This window comes from Pseudomonas sp. UME65, from assembly GCF_014170225.1.
GTDB classification, from domain to species: Bacteria; Pseudomonadota; Gammaproteobacteria; order Pseudomonadales; family Pseudomonadaceae; genus Aquipseudomonas; species Aquipseudomonas protegens.
Map to the genome: position 1 here is coordinate 466,997 of NZ_LZZQ01000010.1, position 26,841 is coordinate 493,837.

At 66.1% G+C, this 26,841-nt stretch carries 27 protein-coding genes; 15 read left to right on the top strand and 12 right to left on the bottom strand.

Annotated features, from left to right (window positions below; genetic code table 11):
• Nucleotides 1–7 precede the first annotated feature (7 nt).
• Entirely contained in the window at nucleotides 8–976 is a 969-nt protein-coding gene (locus tag A9971_RS09885) for a nitronate monooxygenase family protein (RefSeq protein WP_183000544.1), read from the top strand.
• A gap of 100 nt (nucleotides 977–1,076) precedes the next feature.
• Here A9971_RS09885 and A9971_RS09890 read toward each other — a convergent pair whose 3' ends face one another.
• The 4 genes from A9971_RS09890 to A9971_RS09905 are packed head-to-tail and all read right to left on the bottom strand — an operon-like array spanning nucleotide 1,077 to nucleotide 6,738.
• Nucleotides 1,077–2,210 (bottom strand): acyl-CoA dehydrogenase family protein, encoded by a 1,134-nt coding sequence (locus A9971_RS09890; protein WP_183000545.1) that lies wholly within the window; start codon nucleotides 2,208–2,210, stop codon nucleotides 1,077–1,079.
• 10 nt (nucleotides 2,211–2,220) lie between these two features.
• A complete protein-coding gene (locus tag A9971_RS09895; protein WP_041116513.1) occupies nucleotides 2,221–3,408 on the bottom strand; it encodes an acyl-CoA dehydrogenase family protein in 1,188 nt (395 codons plus the stop codon).
• 10 nt (nucleotides 3,409–3,418) lie between these two features.
• Entirely contained in the window at nucleotides 3,419–4,600 is a 1,182-nt protein-coding gene (locus A9971_RS09900) for an acetyl-CoA C-acyltransferase (RefSeq protein ID WP_183000546.1), read from the bottom strand.
• A gap of 17 nt (nucleotides 4,601–4,617) precedes the next feature.
• Nucleotides 4,618–6,738 carry a 3-hydroxyacyl-CoA dehydrogenase NAD-binding domain-containing protein gene (locus A9971_RS09905; RefSeq protein ID WP_183000547.1) on the bottom strand — a complete coding sequence of 707 codons (2,121 nt, stop codon included), beginning with the start codon at nucleotides 6,736–6,738 and terminating at the stop codon, nucleotides 4,618–4,620.
• Between the two features lie 296 nt (nucleotides 6,739–7,034).
• Here A9971_RS09905 and A9971_RS09910 point away from each other — a divergent pair, with 296 nt between their 5' ends.
• The 7 genes from A9971_RS09910 (at nucleotide 7,035) to A9971_RS09940 (ending at nucleotide 13,854) form a co-directional block, all read left to right on the top strand.
• Nucleotides 7,035–7,751, top strand: a complete 717-nt coding sequence (locus A9971_RS09910) for a GntR family transcriptional regulator (RefSeq protein ID WP_011059818.1) — start codon at nucleotides 7,035–7,037, stop codon at nucleotides 7,749–7,751.
• Nucleotides 7,748–8,536, top strand: a complete 789-nt coding sequence (locus A9971_RS09915; protein WP_011059819.1) for an SDR family oxidoreductase — start codon at nucleotides 7,748–7,750, stop codon at nucleotides 8,534–8,536. Before A9971_RS09910 ends, A9971_RS09915 begins: the two co-directional genes overlap by 4 nt.
• 99 nt (nucleotides 8,537–8,635) lie before the next feature.
• Complete coding sequence (locus tag A9971_RS09920) at nucleotides 8,636–9,568, top strand: 3-keto-5-aminohexanoate cleavage protein (protein ID WP_011059820.1); 933 nt, start codon at nucleotides 8,636–8,638, stop codon at nucleotides 9,566–9,568.
• Nucleotides 9,569–9,640: 72 nt separating this feature from the next.
• The gene (locus A9971_RS09925; protein ID WP_015634541.1) at nucleotides 9,641–10,969 is read left to right on the top strand and encodes an MFS transporter; all 1,329 of its coding nucleotides are present in this window, start codon (nucleotides 9,641–9,643) and stop codon (nucleotides 10,967–10,969) included.
• Between the two features lie 99 nt (nucleotides 10,970–11,068).
• A complete protein-coding gene (locus A9971_RS09930) occupies nucleotides 11,069–11,989 on the top strand; it encodes a LysR substrate-binding domain-containing protein (RefSeq protein WP_011059822.1) in 921 nt (306 codons plus the stop codon).
• A 229-nt stretch (nucleotides 11,990–12,218) separates the two neighbouring features.
• The gene (locus tag A9971_RS09935; RefSeq protein ID WP_015634542.1) at nucleotides 12,219–13,406 is read left to right on the top strand and encodes a low temperature requirement protein A; all 1,188 of its coding nucleotides are present in this window, start codon (nucleotides 12,219–12,221) and stop codon (nucleotides 13,404–13,406) included.
• An 82-nt stretch (nucleotides 13,407–13,488) separates the two neighbouring features.
• A complete protein-coding gene (locus A9971_RS09940; RefSeq protein ID WP_123473808.1) occupies nucleotides 13,489–13,854 on the top strand; it encodes a 5-carboxymethyl-2-hydroxymuconate Delta-isomerase in 366 nt (121 codons plus the stop codon).
• Nucleotides 13,855–13,857: 3 nt separating this feature from the next.
• Here the strand turns inward: A9971_RS09940 and A9971_RS09945 are convergent, their stop codons facing one another.
• The 5 genes from A9971_RS09945 to A9971_RS09965 form a co-directional block, all read right to left on the bottom strand.
• Nucleotides 13,858–14,796 (bottom strand): LysR family transcriptional regulator, encoded by a 939-nt coding sequence (locus A9971_RS09945; protein WP_011059825.1) that lies wholly within the window; start codon nucleotides 14,794–14,796, stop codon nucleotides 13,858–13,860.
• A gap of 180 nt (nucleotides 14,797–14,976) precedes the next feature.
• The gene (locus A9971_RS09950; RefSeq protein WP_015634544.1) at nucleotides 14,977–15,885 is read right to left on the bottom strand and encodes a DMT family transporter; all 909 of its coding nucleotides are present in this window, start codon (nucleotides 15,883–15,885) and stop codon (nucleotides 14,977–14,979) included.
• 16 nt (nucleotides 15,886–15,901) lie between these two features.
• On the bottom strand, nucleotides 15,902–17,086 hold the full coding sequence (locus tag A9971_RS09955) for a cyanate transporter (RefSeq protein WP_019093310.1): 1,185 nt from the start codon (nucleotides 17,084–17,086) through the stop codon (nucleotides 15,902–15,904).
• Between the two features lie 208 nt (nucleotides 17,087–17,294).
• Complete coding sequence (cynS, locus tag A9971_RS09960; protein ID WP_011059828.1) at nucleotides 17,295–17,765, bottom strand: cyanase; 471 nt, start codon at nucleotides 17,763–17,765, stop codon at nucleotides 17,295–17,297.
• 36 nt (nucleotides 17,766–17,801) lie between these two features.
• The gene (locus A9971_RS09965) at nucleotides 17,802–18,461 is read right to left on the bottom strand and encodes a carbonic anhydrase (RefSeq protein WP_011059829.1); all 660 of its coding nucleotides are present in this window, start codon (nucleotides 18,459–18,461) and stop codon (nucleotides 17,802–17,804) included.
• A 109-nt stretch (nucleotides 18,462–18,570) separates the two neighbouring features.
• On the opposite strand from A9971_RS09965, the gene cynR reads away from it, so the two are divergent.
• Nucleotides 18,571–19,461 carry a transcriptional regulator CynR gene (gene cynR, locus A9971_RS09970; RefSeq protein WP_041116526.1) on the top strand — a complete coding sequence of 297 codons (891 nt, stop codon included), beginning with the start codon at nucleotides 18,571–18,573 and terminating at the stop codon, nucleotides 19,459–19,461.
• Here cynR and A9971_RS09975 read toward each other — a convergent pair.
• Entirely contained in the window at nucleotides 19,434–20,222 is a 789-nt protein-coding gene (locus A9971_RS09975) for a transporter substrate-binding domain-containing protein (RefSeq protein ID WP_011059831.1), read from the bottom strand. The genes cynR and A9971_RS09975 overlap by 28 nt on opposite strands.
• Nucleotides 20,223–20,385: 163 nt before the next feature.
• Here A9971_RS09975 and A9971_RS09980 point away from each other — a divergent pair, with 163 nt between their 5' ends.
• The 4 genes from A9971_RS09980 to A9971_RS09995 all read left to right on the top strand — a co-directional run bounded on the left by A9971_RS09980 (nucleotide 20,386) and on the right by A9971_RS09995 (nucleotide 23,647).
• Nucleotides 20,386–21,048, top strand: coding sequence for a class I SAM-dependent methyltransferase (locus tag A9971_RS09980; RefSeq protein WP_072443303.1), 663 nt, complete (start codon nucleotides 20,386–20,388; stop codon nucleotides 21,046–21,048).
• A 122-nt stretch (nucleotides 21,049–21,170) separates the two neighbouring features.
• Nucleotides 21,171–22,304: a ribonuclease D gene (gene rnd / locus A9971_RS09985; protein WP_011059833.1), complete on the top strand. Its 1,134-nt coding sequence runs from the start codon at nucleotides 21,171–21,173 to the stop codon at nucleotides 22,302–22,304.
• A complete protein-coding gene (locus A9971_RS09990) occupies nucleotides 22,301–22,594 on the top strand; it encodes a YcgL domain-containing protein (RefSeq protein WP_011059834.1) in 294 nt (97 codons plus the stop codon). The genes rnd and A9971_RS09990 overlap by 4 nt, the downstream gene beginning before the upstream one ends.
• Before the next feature lie 120 nt (nucleotides 22,595–22,714).
• Nucleotides 22,715–23,647 carry a D-2-hydroxyacid dehydrogenase gene (locus tag A9971_RS09995; protein ID WP_011059835.1) on the top strand — a complete coding sequence of 311 codons (933 nt, stop codon included), beginning with the start codon at nucleotides 22,715–22,717 and terminating at the stop codon, nucleotides 23,645–23,647.
• Nucleotides 23,648–23,760: 113 nt separating this feature from the next.
• On the opposite strand, the gene A9971_RS10000 is transcribed toward A9971_RS09995, so the two are convergent.
• Nucleotides 23,761–24,354, bottom strand: coding sequence for a nitroreductase family protein (locus A9971_RS10000; protein ID WP_011059836.1), 594 nt, complete (start codon nucleotides 24,352–24,354; stop codon nucleotides 23,761–23,763).
• 274 nt (nucleotides 24,355–24,628) lie between these two features.
• On the opposite strand from A9971_RS10000, the gene A9971_RS10005 reads away from it, so the two are divergent.
• Both A9971_RS10005 and A9971_RS10010 read left to right on the top strand, forming a co-directional pair.
• The gene (locus A9971_RS10005) at nucleotides 24,629–25,078 is read left to right on the top strand and encodes a YcgN family cysteine cluster protein (protein WP_015634549.1); all 450 of its coding nucleotides are present in this window, start codon (nucleotides 24,629–24,631) and stop codon (nucleotides 25,076–25,078) included.
• Nucleotides 25,079–25,123: 45 nt separating this feature from the next.
• Nucleotides 25,124–26,359 (top strand): hypothetical protein, encoded by a 1,236-nt coding sequence (locus A9971_RS10010; protein ID WP_053149595.1) that lies wholly within the window; start codon nucleotides 25,124–25,126, stop codon nucleotides 26,357–26,359.
• Nucleotides 26,360–26,402: 43 nt separating this feature from the next.
• Here A9971_RS10010 and A9971_RS10015 read toward each other — a convergent pair whose 3' ends face one another.
• Nucleotides 26,403–26,774: a DUF2892 domain-containing protein gene (locus tag A9971_RS10015; RefSeq protein WP_011059839.1), complete on the bottom strand. Its 372-nt coding sequence runs from the start codon at nucleotides 26,772–26,774 to the stop codon at nucleotides 26,403–26,405.
• Between the last annotated feature and the right edge of the window lie 67 nt (nucleotides 26,775–26,841).

Genomic DNA, 26,841 nt, shown 5'->3' on the forward strand with positions numbered 1-26,841 from the left:
CCCGAACATGAGCCTGCCGAAGATTCTCACCCAGCATTTGCGCCTGCCAGTGGTGGCCGCGCCGCTGTTCATCATTTCCACTCCCGAGCTGGTGATCGCCCAGTGCAAGGCCGGGATCGTCGGTTCCTTTCCGGCGTTGAACGCACGGCCGGCCGAGCGCCTGGGGGAGTGGATCGAGCAGATCACCCAGGCCCTGGCCGAGCACGACCGGCTGCACCCGCAGCGGCCCGCCGCGCCGTTTGCGGTGAACCAGATCGTCCACCGCTCCAATGACCGGCTGGAGCAGGACATGGCGGTCTGCGTGCAGCACAAGGTGCCGATCATCATCACCTCCCTGGGCGCGCGCCCCGAGATCAACCAGGCGGTGCACAGCTACGGCGGCATCGTGCTGCACGACGTGATCAACAACCGTTTCGCGCGCAAGGCCATCGACAAGGGTGCCGACGGCCTGATTGCCGTGGCGGCCGGCGCCGGAGGGCATGCGGGCACCCAGTCGCCGTTTGCCCTGGTGCAGGAAATCCGCCAATGGTTCGATGGCCCGCTGCTGCTTTCCGGGGCCATTGCCTCGGGGCGTTCGATCCTCGCGGCCCAGGCCCTGGGGGCGGACCTGGCCTACATCGGCTCGGCCTTTATCGCCACCCAGGAGGCCAACGCGGTGGCGGGCTACAAGCAGATGATCAGCCAGTCGGCGGCCGAGGATATCGTCTACACCAACCTGATCACCGGGGTGCACGGCAATTACCTGAAGGCCTCGCTGGTGGCTGCGGGGCTGGACCCCGATGACCTGCCCAGCAGCGATCCCTCGCAGATGAACTTCGGCGCAGACAGGCACAAGCCCAAGGCCTGGAAGGAGATCTGGGGCTGCGGCCAGGGGATTGGCGTGGTTGACGGCGTACCGAGCGCCGGAGACTTGGTGGCGCGCCTGGGCAGGGAGTATCAGCAGGCCTGCCAGGGGTTGCGCACCCGGTTGCTGTAACACGCAAGTGGGGAAGGGGAGGCTGCCGGCAAGGAAGGCGGCGACACCTGCGGCCCTTGCGACAGGCCCAGGTGGCCGCCCGGGCCGCGATTCATGGGGCCTATTGCTTGCCGAGGGCGATGTAGCGTTGCAGGTGGTGATCCTCGTCCCCCAACTGATGGTCGATCATCACCAGCCGCTTGGCGTAATGGGCCAGGGGCAGCTCCCAGGTCATGCCGATGCCGCCGTGCAACTGGATGCATTCTTGCGCCACCAGGGTGGCGATGCGGCCGATGCTGACTTTGGCCGCTGACAGCGCGCGCTCGCGGTCCAGGCGATCGGCCTCCAGGGCCGAGGCGGCATTGATCACCGCCGAGCGCGCTTGTTCGATCTCCAGCAGCAGCACCGCCATGCGATGTTGCAGTGCCTGGAAACTGCCGATCGGGCGGCCGAACTGCTGGCGGGTGCGCAGGTAATCCAGGGTCGCCACTTTGGCCACTTCCATGGCGCCCAGGGCTTCGGCGCACAACGCCAGCACGCCGCGGCCAATGGCCCGCTCCAGGGTGGCATGGCCCTGGTGCAGGGTGCCCAGCAGGGCAGAGCCCGGCACAAGCAGCTGGTTCAGGCGCACCTGCGCCACGGGGCCGCCATCGAGGGTGGCGCTGCCGCGGATCTCCAGGCCCGGGGTGTCCCTGGGCACCAGGAACAGCGAAATGCCCTGGCTGTCGTCAATGGCCCCGGCGGTGCGGGCCGACACCACCAGCAACCCGGCCTGCTCGCCGTGCAGCACCAGGCTCTTGGTGCCATCCAGGCACCAGCCGTCGGCCTGGGGTTCGGCGCGGCAGGCGACCCGGTTGAGTTCGTAGTGGCTGTCGGGTTCGTCATGGGCCAGGGCGGCGATCAGGCTGCCGTCGATGATCTGCGCCAGCTCGATCTTCTGCGTTTCGCTACCGGCGCTGGCGATGGCGTCCCCGGCCAGCACCGCGCTGCCCAGCAGCGGTTCCACCAGCAGCCCGCGGCCCACGGCCTCGAAGACCAGGGCCAGGTCGAAACCACCGCCGCCGTAGCCACCGTCGGTTTCGCTGAACAGGGCGCCGATCACCCCCATCTCTGCCAGCTGCTGCCAGATCCCGGAGTTGAAACCCTGGCCTGACTGCAGGCTCTGCTGGCGTTTTTCCAGGTTGTAGTGCTGGGCGATAAAGCGGTTCAAGCTGTCGCCGAGCATGCGCCGTTCTGCGCTGTGTTCGAAGTTCATGTGCGCACCCTCAGAGCCCGAGAATCATTTTCGAAATGATGTTTTTCTGGATTTCATTGGAGCCGCCGAAGATCGACAGCTTGCGATTGTTGAAGTACTGCGCCGCCGCGCTGCTGGCGAAGGCCGGGCCCAGGTCCATCGCCCCGGTGTCGCCTTCGTCCTGCATGACCCGAGCGGCGGGGCCCATGGCCCGGCGCAGCAGAGCGGTGAGCTCCTGGCGGATTTCCGTGCCGCAGATCTTCAGCATCGAGCTTTCCGCGCCGGGTGCGCCGCCGCCGGCCACCGCTGCGATCACCCGCAGGTTGGTGGTCTTCATGTTCTCAAGGTCGATCTCGACCCGGGCCAGGCGTGCAGCGAACTGCGGGTCTTCCAGCAGTGGCCGGCCATTGCGGGTGCGCTGTGCTGCCACGCGCTTGAGGCGTTGCAGCGCGGCCATGGACAAGCCGACCCCGGCAATGTTGGTGCGCTCGTAGGTCAACAGGTACTTGGCACAGGTCCAGCCCTTGTTTTCCTCGCCCACCAGGTTGGCCACCGGCACCCGCACGTCGGTGAAAAACACCTCGTTGATCTCGTGGTCGCCTTCCAGGGTGATGATCGGACGCACCTCGACCCCGGGGCTGGCCATGTCGATCAGCAGGAAGCTGATGCCTTCCTGGGGCTTGGCCTCGCGGTCGGTGCGCACCAGGCAGAAAATCATGTTGGCGTGCTGGCCCAGGGTGGTCCAGGTCTTCTGGCCGTTGACCACATAGTGATCGCCGTCGCGCACCGCCGTGGTCTTGACCGCCGCCAGGTCCGAGCCGGCACCGGGTTCCGAATAGCCCTGGCACCACCAGTGGCGGCCGTCGAGGATGCGCGGCAGCCAGTAGTCCTGCTGCTGTGGGGTGCCGTACTTGATCAGCACCGGGCCCAGCATGTTGACCCCGAACGGCACGATGCGCGGCGCGTTGGCCAGGCCGCATTCGAGTTCGAAGATGAATTTCTCCACGGCGCTCCAGCCCGGCCCGCCAAAGGCCTCGGGCCAGTGGTTGGCCAGCCAGCCGCGGGTGTTGAGGGTCGAATGCCAGTGCTCCATGTCGGCCTTGGACAGGCGTTCGCCATTGGCCACCTTGTCACTCAGTTCGCTGGGCAAGTGTTCGGCGAGGAAGGCCTGCACCTGATTGCGGAAGGCTTCTTCTTGGGGGGTGAAACTCAGGTCCATGTCGGCGTCCTCAATAGATTTCGAACAGCGCGGCGGCGCCCATGCCGCCGGCAATGCACATGCTGACCACGGCGTACTTGACCCCGCGGCGCCGACCTTCGAGCAGCACATGGCCGGCCAGGCGTGCGCCGGTCATGCCGAACGGGTGGCCGAGGGCGATGGCCCCGCCGTTGACGTTCAGGCATTCATCGGCGATGCCCAGCCGCTGCTGGCAATAGAGCGCCTGGGAGGCGAAGGCTTCGTTGAGTTCCCAGAGGCCGATGTCGTCCACCTTGAGGCCGTGCCGGGCCAGCAGCCGGGGTACGGCGAACACCGGGCCGATGCCCATTTCGTCGGGTTCGCAACCGGCCACCGCCATGCCACGGAACACGCCCAGCGGTTGCAGGTTGGCGCGGGCCGCTTCACGGGCCTCCATCAGTACGCAGGCCGAGGCGCCGTCGGACAGTTGCGAGGCGTTGCCGGCGCTGATGAAGCGCTGCGGGCCCAGCACCGGTTCCAGTTTGGCCAGGGCCTCGTAAGTGCTCCCCGGGCGGTTGCAGGTGTCGGCGTCCACCGTGACCTGGTGCTGGCTGACCTCGCCGCTCTGCTTGTCGGTCACGGCCATGGTGGTGGTGCAGGGAATGATTTCCTCGCGGTAGTGCCCGGCCCGTTGCGCCGCTTCGGTCTTGTGCTGGCTGCGCAGCGAGAAACGGTCCTGGGCCTCGCGGCTGATGCCGTAGCGCGCGGCGACGATGTCCGCGGTCTCGATCATCGGCAGGAACAGCTCCGGCTTGTGCTGCACAAGCCAGGGATCGAGATCCGGGTCGTCGCTGCCGCGGCCGCGGATCTGCGAGATGCTTTCCACGCCACCGGCAATGATGGCGGGGGCGCCATCGACCACGATACGCCCGGCGGCCATGGAGATGGCCTGCAAGCCGGAGGCGCAGAAGCGGTTCACCGTGGTGCCGGCGATGCCGATGGGCAGGCCGGCGCGGACCACCGCCAGGCGCGCGACGTTGCGCCCGGTGGTGCCTTCGCCGTAGCCACAACCGAGGATGGCGTCCTCGATCAGCCCCGGGTCGATGCCGGCCCGTTCCACGGCGGCGCGTACCGCGAAAGCGGCGAGGGTCGGGCCGGGAGTGATGTTGAATTCGCCGCGGTGGGCCTTGGTCAGGGGCGTGCGTGCGGTGGATACGATGACGGCTTCGCGCATGGCGCGTGCTCCTTGAGTCAATGGCTGTGGTTGAGACTGTCGAAGTTCTCGCCGCGCTCCACCAACTGCTCCAGCAGCGGCGAGGCTTTCCAGAACAGCGGGTCTTGTTCGGCGAATTCGCGGATGTCCGCCAGCACCTGGGACAGGCCGTACTGGTCGGCGTACTTGAGCGGGCCACCGCGATAGCGCGGGAAGCCGTAGCCATGGATAAAGGTGATGTCCACATCCAGGGGGCGCAGGGCGATGCCTTCGTGCACCACGTTGGCGCCTTCGTTGATCATCGCCGCCATGTAGCGCCGCAGGATCTCCGGGTTGCCGAAGGGGCGGGGCGTGATGCCGGCCCGGGCCCGCTCGGCGTCGATGATGGCCAGGACTTCCGGGTCCTGGGTGGCGCTGCGCGGGCCCTGGGCATAGAGGTAGTAGCCACGGCCGGTCTTGTGTCCGAACCAGCCGCGCTCGCACAGGCGGTCGGCAATCTGCACGTAGCGCGCGTCGGGATTGCGGGTGGCGGCCTTGCGTTTGCGCGTCGCCCAGCCGATGTCGCCGCCGGCCAGGTCGGCCACCTGGAAGGGGCCCATGGGGAAGCCGAAGTCGCGCAGGGCCTGGTCGATCTGATAGGGCGAAGCGCCGTCTTCCATCATGTAGTCCGCCGCCTGGCGGTAGACCGCGAGGATCCGGTTGCCGATGAAACCATCGCAGACCCCGGCACGCACCGGCACCTTGCGCAGTTTCTTCGCCAGTTCGAAGGCCGTGGCCACCACGTCCGGTGCGACCTTGGCCGGGACCACGATCTCCAGCAGCTTCATGATGTTGGCGGGGGAGAAGAAGTGCAGCCCGATGACATCGGCAGGCCGCGAGACGCTGTCGGCGATGGCGTTGAGGTCCAGGTAGGAGGTGTTGCTGGCCAGTACCGCGCCAGGTTTGCACACCCGGTCCAGTTCCTTGAACACCGCCTGCTTGGCGGCCATGTCCTCGAACACCGCTTCGATCACCAGGTCGGCCCGGGCCAGGTCCTGGTAGTCCAGGCTGGCGCGGAAGCGGGCCAGGGTCGCGGCCTTGCCGGCGGCATCCAGGCGGCCTTTTTCGATCAGCCCGTCATAGACCTTCTCGACGTTGCCCCGGCCGCGGTCCAGGGCCTGCTGGTCGCGCTCGATCATGGTGACCTGCAGGCCGGCGTCGAGGGCCGAGACAGCGATGCCGGCGCCCATGGTGCCGCCGCCGACCACGGCCACCTGTTCGATGGGGCGAGGCTGGGCGATGCGGGTTTCCGGGGCCTTGAGCACCTCGCGCTCGGCGAAAAAGGCATGTACCAGCCCGGCACGCTGCGGGCTGTCGAGGCATTCCTGGAACAGCCGGCGTTCTTCCTCCAGGCCTTGATCGAAGGGCCGGTCAAGGGCCGCCTCGACCGCACGAATGATGTTCTGCGGCGACAGCAGGCCCTTGGCCTTGTGCGTGAGCTGTTCGCGGGCGGCGTTGATCTGTTCGCGTTGCAGATGCTGATCGCCCAGGGCCCGGGCGTTCCGGGTGCGCCGCACGCCGGCATGGCTGTCCACCAGCTCGCGGGCATAGGCCAGGCCGGCAGCCAGGGCATCCTCACCCTCCGCCAGGCGGTCCACCACCCCCAGGTCGAGGGCCTCCCGGGCATTCAGGTGACGGCCGCTGAGCATCAGTTCCAGGGCCGCCCGGGCACCGATCAGGCGTGGCAGGCGCTGAGTGCCACCGGCCCCGGGCAGCAGGCCGAGCAGCACTTCCGGCAGGCCGAGGCGGGCGCTGCCCAGGGCCAGGCGGTAGTGGGCCGCCAGGGCCACTTCCAGGCCGCCTCCCAGTGCCACGCCCTGGATGGCCGCCACCACCGGTTTGGCGCTGTCCTCGATGCGCTTGACCACCGCTGGCAATGCCGGGGCCTGGGGCGTCTGGCCGAATTCGCGAATATCGGCGCCGCCACAGAAGTGGCGCCCGGCGCCGACCAGCAGGATGGCGGCCACCGTCGGATCGTCGGCGGCGCTGTCCAGGGCGGCCAGCAGCCCGCGCCTGACCTCCACGCCAAGGGCGTTCACCGGTGGGTTGTCGAGGGTCAGGACCAGAATGTTGCCGTGCAGGGCGGATGCCACAGAGGGCTGGGCGGTGTCGCGACTCATTGCAGCAGTCTCCCGAGGAAAGGGCAGCGTGAGGCCGATGGTTGCCCAGGGGCTCTGGGCGCTGAACGGAAATCAGGATTGGATTCCGCTGTTTGAATCGGCTGGTGAAAATAATCCTGTCATCAATAAATTAGTGGGTCAATACGGAATAATGTTTCGCAGTGCGGAATAAAAAGATTCTTTTTACTTGATTTAAGCCCTTGATTGCTTCAGAGACGTGAGGATGAATATTTGACATATTTGATTTGTGATCACATATTGCTGCCTACAAGAATCACAACACAGGTGTCACCCCCATGTCCGAAGGTCCTATCCCCCTGCCTACCTTGCGTCAGGTTTCTCGCGATACCTTGCAGGAACAGGTGTATCGACAGATTCGCGAAGCCTTGATGAGTGGCCGATTCCAGCCCGGCCAGAAACTGACCATTCGTGGCCTGGCCGAAGCCCTGGGTTCCAGCCCGATGCCGGTGCGCGAAGCCCTGCAGCGCTTGAGTGCGGAAAATGCCTTCGAGGTCACGGAAACCTCCCGCCTGCGGGTACGCATGATGACGGTGGAGCGCCTGCGGGAAATCCGTGATGCACGGGTGGCCCTGGAGGGGCTGCTGGCGGAAAAGGCCGTGCAGCATCTGCACAAGGCCGATATGCAGGAGATCGCCGATCTCTGCCGGCAGATGCAGAAGGCCGCCGACGAGGTGGATGTCTCCCGCTACCTGTGGACCAACTTCGCTTTCCACCGGCGCATCTATGCGGTGGCCCGGGCCGAACTGACCATGGCCGCCGTGGAGAACTTCTGGCTGCACATGGGCCCCTGCTTCGCCCTGGTGGCGCCGGACAAGGCCCACCTGCAACGTTCCATGGAAGCCCACAACCGAATCGTCGAGGCCCTGGTCGCCGGCGATGGCCCGGCGGCGCGAGCAGCGGTCACCGACGACATCATGCAGGCGGCGGATTCCCTGGGCCGCCTGCTGGCCAAGAGCGACGGCGCAGCACAGCGCAAAGGAGGCCGGGCATGAGCATCCTTCAGCGTTTGCAGCCTTATCCGGGCTTGCGGGTGATGATTTCCGGTGGCGCGGCGGGCATCGGTGAAGTGCTGGCCGCTGCCTACCTTGAAGCCGGCGCCCAGGTGCATGTGTGCGATGTCAGCGAAGCGGCCCTGGCGGCCTTTCGCGATCGCTACCCCGAGGCCCTGGCAACCCGTACCGATGTCGCCGACCCGGCGCAGATCGAAGCCTTGTTCAAGCTTCAGGTGCAGCACTTCGGTGGCCTCGATGTGCTGGTCAACAACGCCGGCATTGCCGGGCCGACCGCGGGCATCGATGCCGTCAGCGATGCCGACTGGCAGCGCACCATCGATATCAACCTGACCGCGCAATACCGCTTCGCCCACCACGCGGTGCCCCTGCTCAAGGCCTCGGACAAGGCCCACCTGCTGCACATCGCCTCCGTGGCCGGGCGCCTGGGCTACGCCTGGCGCACGCCTTATGCCGCTACCAAATGGGCGATTGTCGGGTTGATGAAGTCTTTGGCGGCGGAGCTGGGTGCCAGCGATATCCGGGTCAACGCGCTGTTGCCGGGGATAGTCGAGGGGCCGCGGATGGAGGCGGTGATCCAGGCCCGGGCCGAACAGACCGGGGTACCGGTGGCGCAGATGCGCGAGCAGTACCTGGAGAAGATCTCCCTCAAGCGCATGGTCAGTGCCGAAGACGTGGCGGCCATGGCGCTGTTCCTCTGTTCGCCGGCGGCATGCAACGTCACTGGCCAGGCGATCAGCGTCGACGGCAACGTCGAATACCTCTAGCTCCCGCCGGCTGGCCGCGCCGGCGAGGACCGCCGGCGCTGAAACCTGTAGCGACACCCTGGGATTTTTTTCATCAAGAATAAAAGTCGGAGTACCGTCATGCCTGGAAAAACACCCGTCATCATCACTTGCGCCGTTACCGGTGCCATTCATACCCCGTCCATGTCGCCCCACCTGCCGGTCACGGCCGGGGAGATCGCCGCCGAGGCCATCGCCGCCGCGGAGGCCGGGGCGGCCATCGTCCACCTGCACGCCCGGGACCCGGAGGACGGCCGGCCGAGCCAGGACCCCGAGCTGTTCCGGCGCTTCCTGCCGCAGATCAAGGCCGCCTGCGACGTGGTGATCAACCTCACCACCGGCGGCGCGCCGACCATGGGTGTCGAGGAGCGCCTGCAACCGGTGCTGGAGTTCAAGCCGGAACTGGCCTCGCTGAACATGGGCTCGATGAACTTCGGCCTGTACGAAATGCTCAACCGCTTCACCGAGTTCAAGCACGACTGGGAGCGGCCGTACCTGGAGGAAAGCGACGACCGGATTTTCCGCAATACCTTCCGCGATATCGCCCATATCCTCAGTGCCTGTGCCGAGAACCGCACGCGCTTCGAGATCGAGTGCTACGACATCGGCCACCTCTACACCGCTGCGCATTTCCTGGAGCGCGGCCTGCTCAAGGCGCCGCTGTTCATCCAGTCGGTGTTCGGCCTGCGGGGCGGCATCGGCGGCCACCCCGAGGACCTGGCACACATGCGCCGCACCGCTGACCGGCTGTTCGGCGATGCCTATCACTGGTCGATCCTCGGCGCCGGGCGCAACCAGATTCCCCTGGCGACCATGGGCCTGGCCATGGGCAGCCATGCCCGGGTCGGCCTGGAGGACTCGCTGTGGGACGGCCCCGGCAAGCTGGCGGCGAGCAACGCCGACCAGGTACGACGCATCCGCAGCGTCATCGAGGCCCTGGGCGGCCGGGTGGCGACGGCGGACGAAGCCCGCACCCTGCTCGGGCTCAAGGGACGCGACCAGGTCGCGTTCTAAGCCCCGCAGGCCCGCTGCCGGCGCCTTCCGGGCGCTGGCGATCCCGCATAACAATTACAAAGGGATATGCCCATGAACACTGCAACCGCCGCGCCGCCCCGGGACCCGCAACAACTGACCCGGCTGATGTTCCTCAAGCTGATGCCGCTGCTGATCGCGGCCTATGTCCTGAGTTTTCTCGACCGCACCAATATCGCCCTGGCCAAGCATCAGCTGGATGTGGACCTGGGGATTTCCGCCGCGGCCTACGGGCTGGGGGCCGGACTGTTCTTCCTCACCTATGCGCTGTCCGAAGTGCCGAGCAACCTGATCATGCACAAGGTCGGCGCGCGCTTCTGGATCGCCCGGATCATGGTGACCTGGGGGCTGATCTCCGCCGCCATGGCTTTCGTCCAGGGCGAGACCTCCTTCTATGTGCTGCGCCTGCTGCTGGGGATCGCCGAGGCCGGGCTGTTTCCCGGGGTCATGCTGTACCTGACCTACTGGTTCGACCGCCAGCAGCGGGCCCGGGCCACCGGCTATTTCCTGCTGGGGGTGTGCCTGGCCAATATCATTGGCGGCCCGCTGGGCGCGGCGCTGATGAAGATGGACGGCCTTTTGGGCTGGCACGGCTGGCAGTGGATGTTCCTGCTCGAAGGCCTGCCGGCGGTGTTCTTCGCCTGGGTGGTATGGCGGCGCCTGCCGGACCGCCCGAGCCGTGCTCCCTGGCTGAGCGCCGAGGAAGCGGCGGCCATCGAACAGCGCCTGGCCCGGGAAGCCGACGAGGGCGCGGGGCAGGGCGGGCACTCGTTCCGGCAATGCTTCACGCCACAGATCCTGCTGGCGATCTTTGTCTACTTCTGCCATCAGATCACCATCTACACCGTGATCTTTTTCCTCCCCAGCATCATCGGCAAGTACGGCAACCTGAGCATCATGAGCGTTGGCCTTTTGACCTCGCTGCCCTGGATCGCCGCAGCCGTCGGGGCTATCGCCTTGCCCCGGCTGGCCAACAGCCCGCAACGCTCGCGGCGCCTGCTGGTCTGTGGCTTGCTGGTGATGGCGGCGGGGCTGTCGATCGCGGCGTTTTCCGGGCCGGTGTTCAGCCTGCTGGGGTTCTGCGTGGCGGCGCTGATGTTCTTCGTGGTGCAGTCGATCATCTTCCTGTACCCGGCTTCACGGCTCAAAGGCGCGGCGTTGGCGGGTGGCCTGGGCTTCGTCAATTCCTGCGGGCTGCTGGGCGGTTTTGTCGGCCCTTCGGTGATGGGCGCGATCGAGATGAGCACCGGCAATGCCATGAATGGCCTCAAGGTGATTGCCCTGGTGCTGCTGGTGGCGGCATTGGCGGCCCTGCGTTTGCGCCAGGGCCAGGAGGACCGCTGTGAGCAAAGGGCGAGCGGGCTGGCGAGAAACTCCGCCTGAGGTCTGCCCGGGGGCGGCGTCGCTTGGCAGATCTTGCCTGGACGCCAGCCCTCCGGCCTTTCTACACTGCTTCCCGTCTGGGGACCGGGGGCAACATCAATGAATCGCAATGAACTGCGCAAGGCCGATATCAACCTGATGGTGGTGTTCGAGGCGCTGATGCTCGAGCGCAATGTCACCCGGGTGGCGGAGAAGCTGTTCCTCGGCCAGCCCACCATCAGTTCCGCGCTCAACCGCCTGCGGGCGATGTTCAACGACCCGCTGTTCATTCGCGTCGGCCATCGCATGGAGCCCACGGCCCGTGCCGAGCAGATCATCCAGCACCTGTCGCCGGCCCTGGACGCACTGTCCTCGGCCCTGAGCCTGACCCACGATTTCGATCCCGCCAGCAGCACCATGACCTTTCGCATCGGCCTGTCCGACGACGTCGAGTTCGGCCTGCTGCCCCCCCTGCTGCGGGCCCTGCGCCAGGAAGCGCCGCAAGTGGTGGTCGTGGTGCAGCATGTGGACTACTGGCGGATTCCCGACCTGCTGGCGTCCGGCGATATCACCGTGGGCATCAGCCAGACCCGCGGCCTGCCGGCCAACGCCAAGCGCAAGCTGCTGCGGCATATCCAGCCCAGCGTGCTGCGGGCCGATGCCAGCGATACACCGCTGACCCTCGACGAGTACTGCGCGCGGCCCCATGTGCTGGTGTCCCACACCGCCAATGTCGCCGGCTTCGCCGATGAGTGGCTGGCGGAGATCGGCCGCACCCGCCAGGTCGTGTTGTCGGTGCCCCAGTACAGCTCGCTGCCGGCCCTGCTCGCCGGCACCAAGCTGATCGCCAGCCTGCCCGACTATGCCGCCGCCGCCATGGCCGCCTCGGGGCAGCTGTACTGCGAGCCGTTTCCGTTCAAGACCCCGACCCTGGACCTGTCCATGGTCTGGCTCAGCCATGTGGACACCGACCCCGCCGAACGCTGGCTGCGCTCGCGGCTGGAAGCCTTCATGAGCGAGCGGGCGCCCCTCGCGAGCTAATCGCGCCTGGTAGCCGCTGCCGCAGGCTGCGATGGACCGCGCAGCGGGACCCAAACCTGCCCATGCGGTATGCCTGGCGGATCGGGTGGGCGGCCTTGCCAGTCCTGCGGACCGGGTCGCAGCCTGCGGCAGCGGCGCAGTGAACGGAGGCCGCCAGCTTGGCATAGGCACAGGGGGCTGCTTTGCTGTGTGGATCGTCTGTTGAAACATTGATCGGTGGAGTGTGCCCATGAGTCGTTCCCGTTCCCTGTTGCGTGGGCGTGGCAGCCACGACAGCGGCAAGGTTGGCATGGTCGAGCTGTTCTTCGACCTGGTGTTCGTGTTTGCCGTGACCCAACTGTCCCACTCCCTGCTGGCTCATCTGTCCCTGGGCGGAGCGCTGCAGGTGGCGTTGCTGATGGTGGCGGTGTGGTGGGTGTGGATCTTCACCTCGTGGATCACCAACTGGCTGGACCCGGAAGCCCTGCCGATCCGCCTCGGCCTGTTCGTGCTGATGGTGGCCGGGTTGCTGCTGTCGTCGTCGATTCCCCAGGCCTTCGGCGAGCGTGGGCTGCTGTTCGCCGGCGCCTATGTGTTCATGCAGGTGGGGCGCACCGCCTATTCACTGTGGGCAGTGCGCGGCGAGCCGCTGAACATGACCCGCAACTTCCAGCGGATCCTCTTGTGGCTGATGTTCTCGGGCGTTTTCTGGATCACCGGTGGCCTGCTCGAAGGCCCGCAGCGCCTGGCGTGCTGGGGGCTGGCCCTGGCCATCGAGGTGCTGTCGCCGTCGCTGTATTTCTGGGTGCCGGGGCTCGGCCGCTCGACCCTGGAAGACTGGAATGTCGAAGGCAACCACATGGCCGAGCGCTGCGCTCTGTTCGTGATCATCGCCCTGGGTGAATCCCTGCTGGTCACCGGCGCCACCTTCGCCGAGCTGGCCACCAGTGCCGAAGGGGTACTGGCTTTCGTGGTGGCGGTGCTGGGCAGCATTGCCATGTGGTGGGTGTATTTCGACAGCGGCGCCGAGCGTGCCCACCACCGCATCGCCCACTCCAGCGACCCGGGGCGCCAGGCGCGTATTGCCTACACCTACCTGCATGTGCTGATCGTCGCCGGGATCATCGTCAGTGCGGTGGCCGACGAACTGGTGCTGGTGCACCCGCAGCATGCCAGCCAGGCCGCGGTGCTGGTAATCGTCGGCGGCCCCTGGCTGTTCCTGCTCGGTTGCGCGCTGTTCAAGTGGGTGATGAACGAGCGGCCGTTGCCGCCGCTGTCGCACCTGGCCGGGCTCGCGGCCTTGCTGCTGTTGTTGCCCGCGGCCTGGAACCAGTGGTTTTCCGCCCTGGCGCTGGGCAGCCTGACCACCCTGGTGATGCTGCTGGTGGCGGCCTGGGAAACCCTGGCCCTGCGGGAAAGGGCGGCGTCCAGGCAATGAGGCTAACGGCTACTGCGGCGGCGTGGGGCGGGTTGTGTAGTATGGAGCGCCTTTTTACCCCTGACTGACCGGGAGCTTTGCCATGCCGCACCTGCATATGGAATACACCGCCAACCTGCCGCAACTGGACGTCGACAAGGCGCTGCTGCGACTCAATCATGGGCTGGTGGCGTCCGGGCAGTTCTCCGACGAGTTCGACATCAAGAGCCGCGCAGTCAAGGTCGAAGCGTTCCGGGTCGGCACCGGGATTGGCGAGCGCGGCTTTGTCCACGTCAAGCTGGCCTTGCTCAGCGGCCGTTCGCCAGAGATCAAGAAGCAGTTGTCCGAGAGCCTGCTGGCGGTGTTGCAGGATCTGGCGCCATGGCCGGCGGATGTCCAGGTGCAACTGTGCGTGGAGATCGTCGATATCGACCGCGCGTCCTACAGCAAGGCCGCCGTCGGCCGCTGAGGATCAGGCCAGCCCCTGCTCGGCGCAGACCTTGACTATCTGTTCACGGAACCAGGTCTGCGCGCTGTCCTGATCGGTGTGCTGGCTCCACTGCATGTCCAGGCTGAATCCCGGCAGGCCGCTGGGGGCCTCGCAATGGTTGAACACTGCCTCGTTGGCCAGCAGTGCCTGGATGCGCCGGGGCAGGGTGAGGAGGAAGTCGGTGCCGGTGATCATCTTCAGCGCTGCGCTGTAGCTGTTGGAGCGGGCGACGATCTGCCGCTTGTGGGCCTGGCGCGCCAGCCAGCCGTCCACCATGTTGCTGTCCGACGTCCAGGGCGTGGGAAACACGTGCCGCCGCTCGACGAACGACTGCAGGCTGAAGCGCGGTTCCCTGGGCGGGGTCGCACGCTTGTCGAAGACACACACCAGGTCGTCCTCCAGCAGCATCTGCGACTTGAAGTCGGCGTGGCGGCGATGGAAGTCGGGCCCGAAACAGATCACCAGGTCGACGCTGCCATCGCGCAGGTCCTCGGCGGGAATATCACTTTCCAGCTTCTGCACGTTGACCGTCACCGGCAGGTCGGCGTAGTCGAAGCCCTTGAGCAGGCGCGGCAGGATCAACAGCTCGAAGTATTCCGGGGCACAGAGATTGAAGGTCACGGCCTGGCGGGTCGGGTCGAAGGCCGGCACACCGCTGTGGCACAGGTTGATGCTCTCCAGGATCCTCAGCACGTGGTTGTACATGCTGGTGGCCTTGTAGGTCGGGCGCATGCCGGTGCGGGTGTTGATGAACAGTTCGTCCTCGAAGCCGTTGCGCAGTTTCTTCAGGCAGTAGCTGACGGTCGACTGGCTGACGCAGAGGGTTTCCGAAACCCCGGTGACACTGCTTTGCTCGTACACCGCGATAAAGACCATGAGGTCCTGCATGTCGAGTTTTCTGAGCACATTGCTGATGAGCATCCGTTCCATCCCGCTGAGCACCTGGCGCCGGTGGCGCGCAAACCGGATCGATGCTAGCGGAACGATCGTCCTAATTAAATGCCCGGGGCGGGGATTCGCGGACAGCATCGGGACATAAATGTCCGATAACACGACCTGCGCAGTTTCGCGCACTGCAATGGTGCTTGTCCCGGGTAGATTTCAGGCCGCCGCGGCTGTCGGGCGGCTGCCGCGCACCAGGCCGAGCATGCCCAGGGCCACCAGCAGGGCGCCGAGCATTTCTGTCAACTGTGGCCCCTGGCCCAGCCACAACCAGTGGAACAGCGTGAGGAACAGGGTGCTCAGGTAGATGTAGGAAATCACCGTGGACGGGGCGATGACGCCGATGGCCCGATGCAGCAGCCAGAAGGTTGCCAGGGTGGCGAACAGCGCCAGGTACAGCAGCCACAGCAGGTCGTTGCCGCGCAGTAGCGCGGCACTGCGCCAGCCGCCACTGGCCAGGCTGGCGACAAACAGGAACAGCGATCCGAACAGCATGTTCCAGAAGGTCATGGCCGCCGGGCTGCGCCCTTGCAGGCTGCCGGCCTTGAAGCGCTGGCTCAGCGGCGAGTAGGCGGCCATGGCCAGGCAGCCCAGGGCGTAGATACCCATGGCGTACAGCGACGGCAATTGCCCTGGCGCGCCGCCCTTGAGGATCAGCAGCAGCGCCCCGGCCCCCGCCACCAGCATCGGCAGCAGGCGGCGCCGCAGGCCGCTGCCAGGCAGCAGCCAGGCTTCGAACACCAGGGTCAGGAGCGGCACCAGGGTGAACAGGGTCCCGGTGTTGACCGCCGAGGTATAGCGCAGGGCTTCGAACAGCGAACCGAAATACAGCGCCAGCAGCAGGCCCAGCAGCCCATGGGCGCGCAAGCCGGCCAGGGTCATGGGCGCCGAACCCTTGAGCCACAACAGAGGCACGAACATCAGCGCCGAGAACAACAGGCGCAGGGCAGTCAGCAGCACCGGGTCGATGGCCTGGCTGACCTCGGCGGCGGCAAAGAACGAAGCGGCAATCAGCACCGCCCACAGCAGCATGCCAAGGTTGGCCTGGGTGAAGTTCGCCGGGTTCATGATGGCCTCCCCCGGCTCAGCGGATGTGCTGGCGGTAATGCTTCGGATCGAAGCGCAGCGCCATGAGGATCATCACCAGCATCACCGCGGCCAGTGACCACCAGGCCCATTCGAAGCTGCCCAGCTGGTCGCGGATCATCCCCGCCAGCAACGGCGACAGCCCGGCAATCAGGTAGCCGATGCCCTGCACGAAAGCGGTCAGGCCACCGGCGCGGCGCGGGTCGCTGAGGTGGTCCAGGGAGACGATCAGGCTCATGGGAAACAGCCCGCCAATTCCCAGGCCCAGCAGGCACGGCCACAGCAGGCTGAGGTGTTTGGGGCTGAGGATCAGGCCGCAGAAGCCGGCGATGATCAGTACCAGCAGGGCCACCAGCACCAGGCGCCGGTCCTGGCTGCGGTTGGCGATGGCCGGGGTGACCAGCCCGGAAATCACTTCCATGGCGGTGAGAAAGCCCAGCAACAGGCCCGCGTTCTGCTCGCTCCAGCCGTTCTCCACGTAGTAGGGCGCCAGCCATGCCAGCACGCAGGTATAGGAAGCGGTGCCGAGGCCGAAGAACACCGCCAGCAGCCAGGCCCGGCGATTACCGGCAAAGGACTCCCGTGCTCCACCTTTGCCCGGCAGCCTGGGCAGGGCCGCGCGCTGGGCGTACCAGAACACCAGGGCCAGCAGCGCCAGGGCGGCCCAGATCGCCAGGGCCAGGCGCCAACTGCCACTGTGGTTCATCACCAGGGGCGAGAACGACGCGGCCAGCGCTGCACCGCCCATGATCGAGGTGACGTACAGGCCCATGAACAACGAGACATTGTCGGCAAAGCGCGACTTGATCAGCGCCGGCAGCAGGGCCTGGATCAGGGCGATGCCGATGCCGGCCAGCACCGCGCTGAGAATCAGCTCGGCCGCCGAATCCATGAACAGCCGCGAGACCGTGGCCAGGCCGATGACCAGCAGCGACAGGACCACGGTGCGGTGCTCGCCCAGGCGCTGGCTGATGCCCATGCCGAAGAACATCGCCAGGCCCATGGCCATGACCGGCAGCATGGTCAGCAGGGAAGCCAGGCTGAAGCTCAAGGGGATATCGCCACGAATGCCCGACAGCAGCGGGCCGACGGCGGCCATCGACGGACGCAGATTGAGCGCCACCAGAATCACACTGACCATCAGCCAGAGTGCGGGGCGGGAAGTTGCACGAACGTTTTCCATGGTCGGACCTTCAACAAACAAGGACCCGATTAGGCGGCTCGGTCTGGAGTGGGGGCAAATCAGAAAGTCCGCGGTGTTATTTAAAAACTAAATAACACCGCGGACCTGTAGCCGCTGCCGCAGGCTGCGATCCGGGCCGCAGGGCCGCAAACCGGACGATACGCACGCCCGGCAGGCACCTACCGCTGGAGCAACCTGCAACCCGGGATCAGAACGGCTTGGTCGGCAGGTATTTGCCGTCCAGGGTGATCACTGCGCGGGAACCGCCTTCCGGATCTTCGACCTTCTTGATGTCCAGCTTGAAGTTGATGGCGCTGATGATGCCGTCGCCGAACTGCTCGTGGACCAGGGCCTTGAGGGTCGAACCGTAGACCTGGAGCATTTCATAGAAGCGATACACGGTCGGGTCGGTGGGGATGCCGCCGGCGATGCTGCCGCGCAGGGGAATGCTCTGGAGCAGGCGGCTGGCGTCCTGGTCCAGGCCCAGCTTGTCGCACACCAGGTCGGCGGCGGTGGCCGGCAGGGCGTGCTGGCCCAGCAGGGCGGCGGTGACGAAAGCCAGGCTCAGCCCGGTGCCGTCGGTGAGGTCCTGCCACGACAGGTTCTTGCGCGCCTTGGCGTCGATGATGGTGTCGGCCAGGGCCAGGCGTGGAGCTTGGGCGAATTGGGATTGCAGCATGGGGTGACTCCTCTTGAGTGACGAAACGGGGGCTGCTCAGGCAGCGCTGGAAGCTTGGCTGGCCAGGGCACAGGTGTGCGGGTACTCGGCCAGGGAGACGAAACGCTGGGTGTTGCCGTCGAGGGCGACGATGGCGCCGCTCTCGATGTCATAGACCCAGCCATGCAGGTTGAGCCGGCCCTGTTCCAGGGCCAGGGCCACCGAAGGATGGGTCTTGAGGTTGGCCAGTTGGGCGATCACGTTGTCGCGCACCAGGGCGTCCAGGTGCTCGGCGGGCGAGGCGTGCTGGCGGGCGGCATTGATCACCTTGGCCGACTCGGCATGGCGCAGCCAGTTGGCCACGGCGGGCAGGTGGTCGAGGCACTTGCAGGTGGAAATGGCGGTCATCGCGCCGCAGTCGGAGTGGCCGCAGATGACGATGTCGCTCACCCCCAGCACTGCCACCGCGTATTCCACGGTGGCCGATACGCCGCCCGGCTCGGGGCCGTAGCTGGGCACGATGTTGCCGGCGTTGCGGATCACGAACAGGTCGCCGGGCTCTTGCTGGGTCAGCAGTTCGGGCACCACCCGGCTGTCGGAGCAGGTGACGAACAGGGTGCCGGGGTTCTGGGTGCTGGCCAGTTGCTTGAACAGTTCACTGCGTTGGGGAAAGGCTTCGCGCTGGAACTTGAGGAAGCCGTCGATGATGTTCTGCATGGGGTTCTCCTTGCGTCGCTGATGGGGCAAGGATGGAAGTTTTCAGCTATAGCGTCCAAGACCGGCTTATTATGCTTTCCATAATTACAGCCTATAGTTGGAATTCCCCATGCTGTTGCGTCATATCCGTTACCTGCTGGCCGTGGCCGAGCATTGCAACTTCACCCGGGCTGCCGAGGCGCTGCATGTGTCCCAGCCGACCCTGTCGCAACAGATCAAGCAGTTGGAGGAGGGCCTGGGGGCGCCGCTGTTCGACCGTTCCGGGCGCAGCGTGCGCCTCACCGATGCCGGCCAGGCCTATGTCGCCTATGCCCGCCGCGCCCTGCAGGACCTGGAGGCGGCCAGGCGGGCGATCCACGATGTGCAGGACCTGAGCCGCGGCTCGCTGCGCCTGGCACTGACCCCGACCTTTACCGCCTACCTGGCCGGGCCCTTGCTCAGCCGCTTTTACCGGCAGCACCCGGGAATCGGCCTGAGCATCGAGGAAATGACCCAGGACCGCCTGGAAGCGGCCCTGGCCGAAGACCGCCTGGACCTGGGTATCGCCTTCGCCGGCGAGCACCTGGCGGAGATCGAGAGTCAGGCGCTGTTCATCGAGACCCTGAGCCTGATGGTCGGCCCGCAGTATCCGCAGCCCGAGCGCCTGCCCCTGAGTGCCGAGGCCCTGGGCCGCCAGCCCCTGGTGCTGCTCAGCGCCGACTTCGCCACCCGCCGGCACATCGACCTGTATTGCCGGCAGCAGGGCATTGCCCCGCCGATCGCCGCCGAGGCCAATTCGGTCAGTGCGATTGTCGAGATGGTCCGGCACGGGCAACTGGCGACCATCCTGCCCAGCTCCATTGCCCGGGAGCAGCCGGGGCTGCGCACCCTGGCCTTGCAGTCACCACCGGCGCCGCGCAGCGTGGTGCTGCTGGGGCGCAAGGGCGCCTATCGCAGCGCCGCCTGCCAGGCTTTCCGGCAGCTGCTGCTGGATCAGGACGAGGGCGCGGCCAGCCACTGATTGACCACCCGGTCGTAGGCGCCAGTGGCCTTGCTCAGGTGCAGCCATTGGTCGACGTAGCTTTTCCAGGCCACATCGTCCCGGGGCAGGAGAAAGGCCTTCTCGCTGTATTGCAGGTAGCGCTCGGGGTTGACTGCGCACAGCCCCGGCTTGTGCCGTTGCTGGAAGCGCGCCTCCGAGGCGTCGGTGATCATCACGTCGGCGCGGTGGGTCAGCAACTGATCGAAGATCGTCACGTTGTCGGCGAATAGGGTCAGGCTGGCCTTGGGCAGGTGGGCCCGGGCGAAGATTTCGTTGGTGCCGCCCGGTGGCTCGATCAGGCGCACCTCGGGCTGGTTGATCTGTTCCAGGGTCTGGTAGCGCTTGAGATCCTGGCAGCGCACCAGGGGGATCTTGCCATCGATGCCCAGGGGCTGGCTGAAGAAGGCTTTTTTCTGCCGCTCCAGTGACACCGAAATACCGCCGACGGCGATGTCGCACTGTTGGCTCTGGAAGTCCGCCATCAGGCCTTTCCAGGTGGTGTTGACCCACTTCACCCGCACCCCGAGGCTCTCGGCCAGGGATTCGGCCAGGCTGATGTCGATGCCTTCGTAGTGGCCGTCGTCGCGCAGGTAGCTGTAGGGCTTGTAGTCGCCGGTGGTGCAGACCGTCAGGTGGCCGCGCTCGATCACCTGGTCCAGGTGCGAGGAGGGCTCCTGGGCGAAGCTCAGGGCTGGGGCGCTGAGGCCCAGCAGGGTACACAACAGCAGGCGCGGGAGCATGGAATCGTTCCTTGAGGGGCAGGGGGGCGGAGCATTATTGGCGCCAGCCGCCGACCAGGCAAGGCAAGTACCGGTGCCGGAAGGCGATGCGGGCTTTCGACCTTTTTTTCACGAATGGCACGTTAACCTGTGGCTCCTGGATTCCAAAAAGAGTTCGCCGTTCATGTCGTCCCATCCCCCACCGTCCATCGAACTGGAGTTCGCTCGGCGCTACGACCAGGAGCACGCGCGCGTCTGCCGCGAGCCCCGGCCAGCCGGGATTGGCGCGCGCCTGGCCGCCTGGCGCACGGCACGCCTGGTACGTCACGCCCTGAAGGAAGCCGGCGAGCCGGGGCTGATCCTGGATGTGGCCTGTGGCGCCGGGCGCTACTGGCCGGTGCTGGGCGAGCACGGCAACCGGGTGATTCTGGCGGCGGACCCTTCCCAGGACATGTTGAACCATGCCCAGACCCACCACCCGGCCAGCCTGCTGAAGCGGGTCAAGACCTTTCACAGCTCGGCGTTCAATATCGGCCTGTCGGCCAATGCGGTGGACTGCATCATCTGCATGCAACTCTTTGCCCACGTGACCCGGGGCGAGGATCGCCTGGCCCTGCTGCGCGAGTTCTACCGGGTCAGCCGGGACACGGTGATCCTGGCCACGCGGATCGAACCGCTGTTGCAGATCGCCCGACCCGCTTCTGCCAGCTCCGGCATGCTGCCGCTGGCCAGCAAGGTGCAGCTGGAAGCGGAGTTCCGCGAAGCCGGTTTTGAAGTGCTCGACCATCGGGACCTGCTGCCCGGTTGGGCGCCTTCGCGGGTCTATGTGCTGAGAAAACAGGGTTAGCCCAGAGTCTCGGACTATTCTTGCCCTCCGGCAGATGGTTTCTCACTTGCTCTTGTCGGGTGAATGCTCGGAAATCGCCGGAGGCGATATATACTGCGCGCCATTCTTCAAGGGAGAGCCGTGTGGCCATCGATATACATTGGATTCGCGACAACGATAGCCTCGGTCAGCTTTGCGCCCAGTGGCAGCAGTTGCCATTCGTCGCCCTCGACACCGAATTCATGCGGGTCGACACTTTCTATCCCATTGCCGCCCTGTTGCAGATTGGCGATGGGCAGCGCGCCTACCTGATTGACCCTTTGACCATCGACAACTGGCAGCCACTGGCGGCCCTGCTGGAGAATCCGGCAGTGGTCAAGGTGGTGCACGCCTGCAGCGAGGACCTTGAAGTCCTGCTGCGCCTGACTGGCAGCCTGCCGGCGCCGTTGTTCGACACGCAACTGGCGGCCGCCTACCTGAACCTGGGTTTCTCCATGGGCTATTCGCGCCTGGTGCAGGAAGTCCTGGGCATCGACCTGCCCAAGGGCGAGACCCGTTCCGACTGGCTGCAGCGCCCGCTGTCGGAAACCCAGGTCAGCTACGCCGCCGAAGACGCCGTGCACCTGGCCCAGGTGTTCACCGAACTGCGGCCCAGGTTGTCCGAGGACAAGTACCGCTGGGTGCTGGAAGACGGCGCCGAGCTGGTGGCCAACCTGCGCCGCGAAGTGGACCCCTACGAGGTCTACCGCGAAGCCAAGCTGGCCTGGAAACTGTCCCGCGCCCAGCTGGCGGTCTTGCGTGAACTGTGTGCCTGGCGCGAGCGCGAGGCCCGTGCCCGCAACCTGCCGCGCAACCGTATCGTGCGCGAGCATGCCCTGTGGCCCCTGGCCAAGACCCAGCCGGACAACCTGTCGGCGCTGGCCAAGATCGAAGACATGCACCCGCGTACCGTGCGCCAGGACGGCGAGTTCCTCCTCGACCTGATCAAGCGCACCGCCAGCGTCGGCCCGGATCAATGGCCGCCGGCCGTGCCCGAACCCCTGCCGATCGAAGCCGCGGCCCTGCTCAAGCGCCTCAAGGCCGTGGGCCAGGCCCAGGCCGAGCGCCTGGGGATCGCCCCGGAAGTGATGCTGCGCAAGAAAACCCTGGAGAGCCTGCTCAAGAGCGGCTTCCCCAACGGGCCTTACCAATTGCCTGATTCGTTGCGTGGCTGGCGCCGCGAATTGATGGGCCAGGCGCTGCTGGACAGCCTGGCCACCGCCGGAGAACAGCCTTGAAACGTATCTGCTCCATCTACAAAAGCCCGCGCAAGAACGAGATGTACCTCTACGTGCTCAAAAGCGAGGCTCTGGAACGCGTGCCGGAAAACCTGCTGCTGGCCTTCGGCAAGCCGCAACATGCCTTCGACCTGGTGCTGAGCCCGGAGCGCAAGCTGTCCCGCGAGGACATCCACCAGGTGCTGGAAAACCTCGACAAGCAGGGCTACCACCTGCAGATGCCACCGGCAGAAGACGAGTACATCGAGCACTTGCCCGAAGAGCTGCTGCGTCGCAATGATCCGGTCTGACCTGTAGGCGCCCGGTCCCGGGCCTCCTTGTAAGTGCAACTGACTGACCTGGCAGCCGCCTTGATCGATGGAGCGATTCTCCGTCGGCGGCTGCCTGCACCGTTTTTTAAGGTTTGAGCCATGCGCGTTCTGATTGCCGAACACGATCACGCTGTTTATGCCCGCCTGTTGCGTCAGGCGGCCCCGGAGCTGGAAGTGCTGACCAGTGGCGACTCCGCCGAGCTGGCACGGTTGGCGGCGGATTGCCCGGTCTGGCTGGGGCAGCCGGACCTGCTGGCCACCCTGCTGCGCCAGGGGCACCAGCCCCAGTGGCTGCAGTCCACCTGGGCCGGCATTACCCCGCTGCTGGCCGACGGCCTGCCGCGGCACTACCGCCTGACCCGGGCCGTGGGCATCTTCGGCCAGGTGATGGCCGAGTACGTGCTGACCTACATCCTGGGCCATGAGCGCGAGGTGCTGGCGCGCCTGGTGAGCCAGGTCGAGCGCAAGTGGGACAACCGCCTGGGCCAGAGCCTGGTGGGGCGCAAGGTGCTGATCGTCGGCACCGGCGACATCGGCCAGAGCGTGGCGCAGTTCCTCCTGCCGTTTGGCGTGAAGCTGTACGGCATCGCCAGCCAGCCCCGGGAGCAGGCGCCCTTTATCGAAGTGGCCGGCCTGCAAGACCTGGGGCGCCTGGTGGGGGAGGTGGACTACGTGGTCAACCTGCTGCCCAACACCCCGAGCACCCACGACCTGTACGACGCGGCGCTGTTCAAGCAGTTCAAGCCCACGGGGTTGTTCATCAATGTTGGCCGGGGCGTGGCGGTGGTCGATGCGGACCTGGTGCAGGCCCTCAAGGATGGACATCTGGCGGGGGCGGTGATCGATGTCTGCCGCCAGGAGCCCTTGCCGCAACGGCATCCGTTCTGGACCGCCTGGGGCTTGCTGCTGACGGGCCACAGTTCGGCGCCGACCTCGCCGGAATTGATGGTGCAGTTGTTCGTCGACAACCTGCGGGCTTATCAGGCTGGGCAGGCCCTGCGCGGCGAAGTGGATTTCGCCCGGGGCTATTGAAACGGACCTGATCGCAGGAGCGAGCTTGCTCGCGAAAGCCGTGCTTGCCAGGCCAGCGCGGCGCCCTTCAGGGCTTCGCGAGCAAGCTCGCTCCTACAGAGGCGATCGCGGCTTTAGAGGCTGAAATCGCCTTCGGCCACGGTTTCGCTCAGGGGGCGACGCGGGCTTGGCTCTTCCCGGGCCTGGAGGTAGTCGGCCAGGGTCGACTTGTCTCCCAGCTTGCCCACGGCCACGGCGGCGTGCACGGCATAGCCTTCGGGAATCTTCAGTTCCTTGCGGGTCAGTTCCTGGTCGAAACCGGCCATGCCGTGGGTGTGCCAGCCACTGAGGCTGGCTTGCAGGGCCAGGTGGCCCCAGGCCGAACCGGTGTCGAAGGTGTGCCACAGGGCCGGGGTTTCCTCGCTGGCGCCGGGCACGGTGAAGGTGGTCTTGGAAATCACGATCACCAGGGCCGAAGCGTGTTGCGCCCAGCCACGGTTGAATTCGTTGAGCAGGCCGAGGAAGCGTTCCCAGTTCGGCGTGTCGCGGCGGGCATAGAGGAAGCGCCAGGGCTGCGAGTTGTAGGCCGAAGGCGCCCAGCGTGCGGCTTCGAAGAAGCTCAGCAGGGTTTCTTCGGGGATGCTTTCGCCGGTGAAGGCCCGGGGCGACCAGCGCTGGGTGAACTGCGGGTGGATGGCGTAGTCGGCAACGCGAGTGTTGGCGCTCATGGAAAAACTCCTGGCAGCATGTGAGATGAGTGGAATAAACCGGCAAGCGCAGATGAGCTGAGCGAAGGGGTATTCCTGACCCCGTGCGGTTTGCCGGGTGCAACGCGGTCAAGCGTTAATGGCACACGGACGCGGGTCGGTCCGAGGGGCAAAGCTACTGTGCCCATGGCCCGCTGACAAGTCCCGGCCTACCGACAGTCGCCAGCGCTTGGCCCGCCGGTTCTTCGGCACTAGACTGGCGGCCTTTTCACCCTCGGATATTGATGCTTGAGCCATGGCCGCCAAAGTCGAACCTTTCTGGATACGCAAAACCCTCGAACAACTCGACCAGGACGAATGGGAGTCGTTGTGCGATGGCTGCGGTCTGTGCTGCCTGCAAAAGCTTGAAGACGAGGACGACAACAGCGTCTATTACACGCGCATCGCCTGCAAGCTTTTGGACCTCAAGACCTGCCAGTGCAGCGATTACCCCAACCGCCGCGACTCGGTGCCCGACTGCATCCAGCTGACCCCGGGCAAGGCCGACGAATTCAAGTGGCTGCCCCCCACCTGCGGCTACCGCCTGGTGAGCGAGGGCAAGGACCTGCCCCTGTGGCACCACCTGGTGTGCGGCGACCGCGATGCGGTGCACCACGAACGTATTTCCCAGTCCGGCCGCATGCTCGCCGAAGGCAGCGTGGCGGAAGAGGACTGGGAGGATCATCTGATTTTCCGCGCAGGCTGAGGGTTCGCCGCGCCGGCTTCGAGGTTTCAATAGCAAGGAGAGGGTATGAGGGTGGGGGCGAAGCTGGCGCTGGCCGCTGCGATGCTGGCATTGAGTGCATCGGCGTTTGCGGCGAAGAAGGTCGATCTGGATTATCACGTGCGCTTCCTGCCCCAGAGCGATCAGGCCGAAGTGCGCCTGACCCTGGCCGACGGCGCGGCGCTGCGCAGCCTGGATTTCGATCTGGGCTCGACCGGCGACTACAGCGACTTCAAGGCCGACGGCCAATGGCAGGCCGCCCCCGCCGGTGCCGGCGGTCAGCGTGGGGTCTGGCGCCCGGCCAGCGGCAAGGCCAGCCTGAGCTACCGGGTACGCCTGAACCACAGCATCAAGAAGGGCAGCTATGACAGCCGCAGTACTGCCAACTGGGCCCTGCTGCGCGGCGAAACCCTGGTGCCGCCGGCGCACCTGGACCAGCAGGACGGCATCGAGCTGGTGGCGCGCCTGGATTTCGAACTGCCCGCCGGCTGGAAGAGCATCGAGACCGCCTGGCCGCGGATCGGCAAGCACCGTTTTCGCATCGACAACCCCTCGCGGCTGTTCGACCGTCCCGCCGGCTGGATGCTCGCCGGCACCCTGGGCAGCCGCCGCACGCGCCTGGGGGAAACCGACGTCAGCGTGGTCTCGCCACTGGGCCAGGGCATGCGGCGCATGGATGTGCTGACCCTGCTGACCTTTGTCTGGCCGCAGGTGCAGGCGGTGTTTCCCCGCCAGCCGAGCAAGCTGTTGATCGTCGGCGCGGCCGATCCGATGTGGCGCGGCAGCCTGGCCGGGCGCGATTCACTGTTCCTGCACAGCCGCCTGCCGCTGGTCAGCGAGAGCGGCGCCAGCCCCTTGCTGCGGGAGCTGGTGCAATCTCTGGCACGGATCAACGACAGCCAGCGCAGCGACTGGATCAGTGAAGGGCTGGCGCAGTACTACGCCATCGAGCTGCTGCGCCGTGCCGGTGGCATCAGCGATGAACGTTACCAGGTGCTGGAGAAGCGCCTGGCCCGGGACGGCCACAAGGTCACCAGCCTGCGCGGCGAACAGGTGGACAGCGCCACAGTGGCCAAGGCGGTGTTGCTATTGCAGGAGCTGGATCGGGAGATTCGCCTCAAGACCCGCAACAAGCGCTCCCTGGACGATGTCCTGCAAGCGGCGATGCGCCTGGAACGCGTCAGCACCGCCGAATTCATCCAGCTCAGTGAAAGCGTGCTGGGCGAGCCCTCCAGGGTCCTCGACACCAGCCTGCTGCGCTGACCCGGCGCGGTTGGCCCCAGGCGTCCATGAGGACGCCCCGGCTTCAGGCCTTGGGCACCTTCACTTCATCATTGCTGGCGGCCTTGGCGTTGCGGCCGGCGGCTTCGGCATCGGCTTTCAGGTTGCGCAGCTCTTCTGCAGCGCGTTCGATCTTGTTGCGCACGTTGTTCATGTCCTGGCGGCTTTTCTCCAGCAGGCTTTTCGCCGAGCTGTGCCCGGTGATGCCCCGGGCCAGGGCCACGCCGCCGATGGCTACCTGGATCAGGCCGAATACGCCGCCACGGCGCAGGCCCTTGCCCATCATCACCACGCCGCCGGCCAGCGAGCCGATGCGCTCCCAGCCCTGGACATTCTGGGTGGGCTGGCTCTGGAACGGGGTCGATTCGATGGTTTGCAGCTGTTTGCGCTCGCTCATGATCTGTCTCCAAGGGCGGTAAGGGATACAAGGCTGACTGCACGAAGGCGTCACAGGTTCCCGGGCA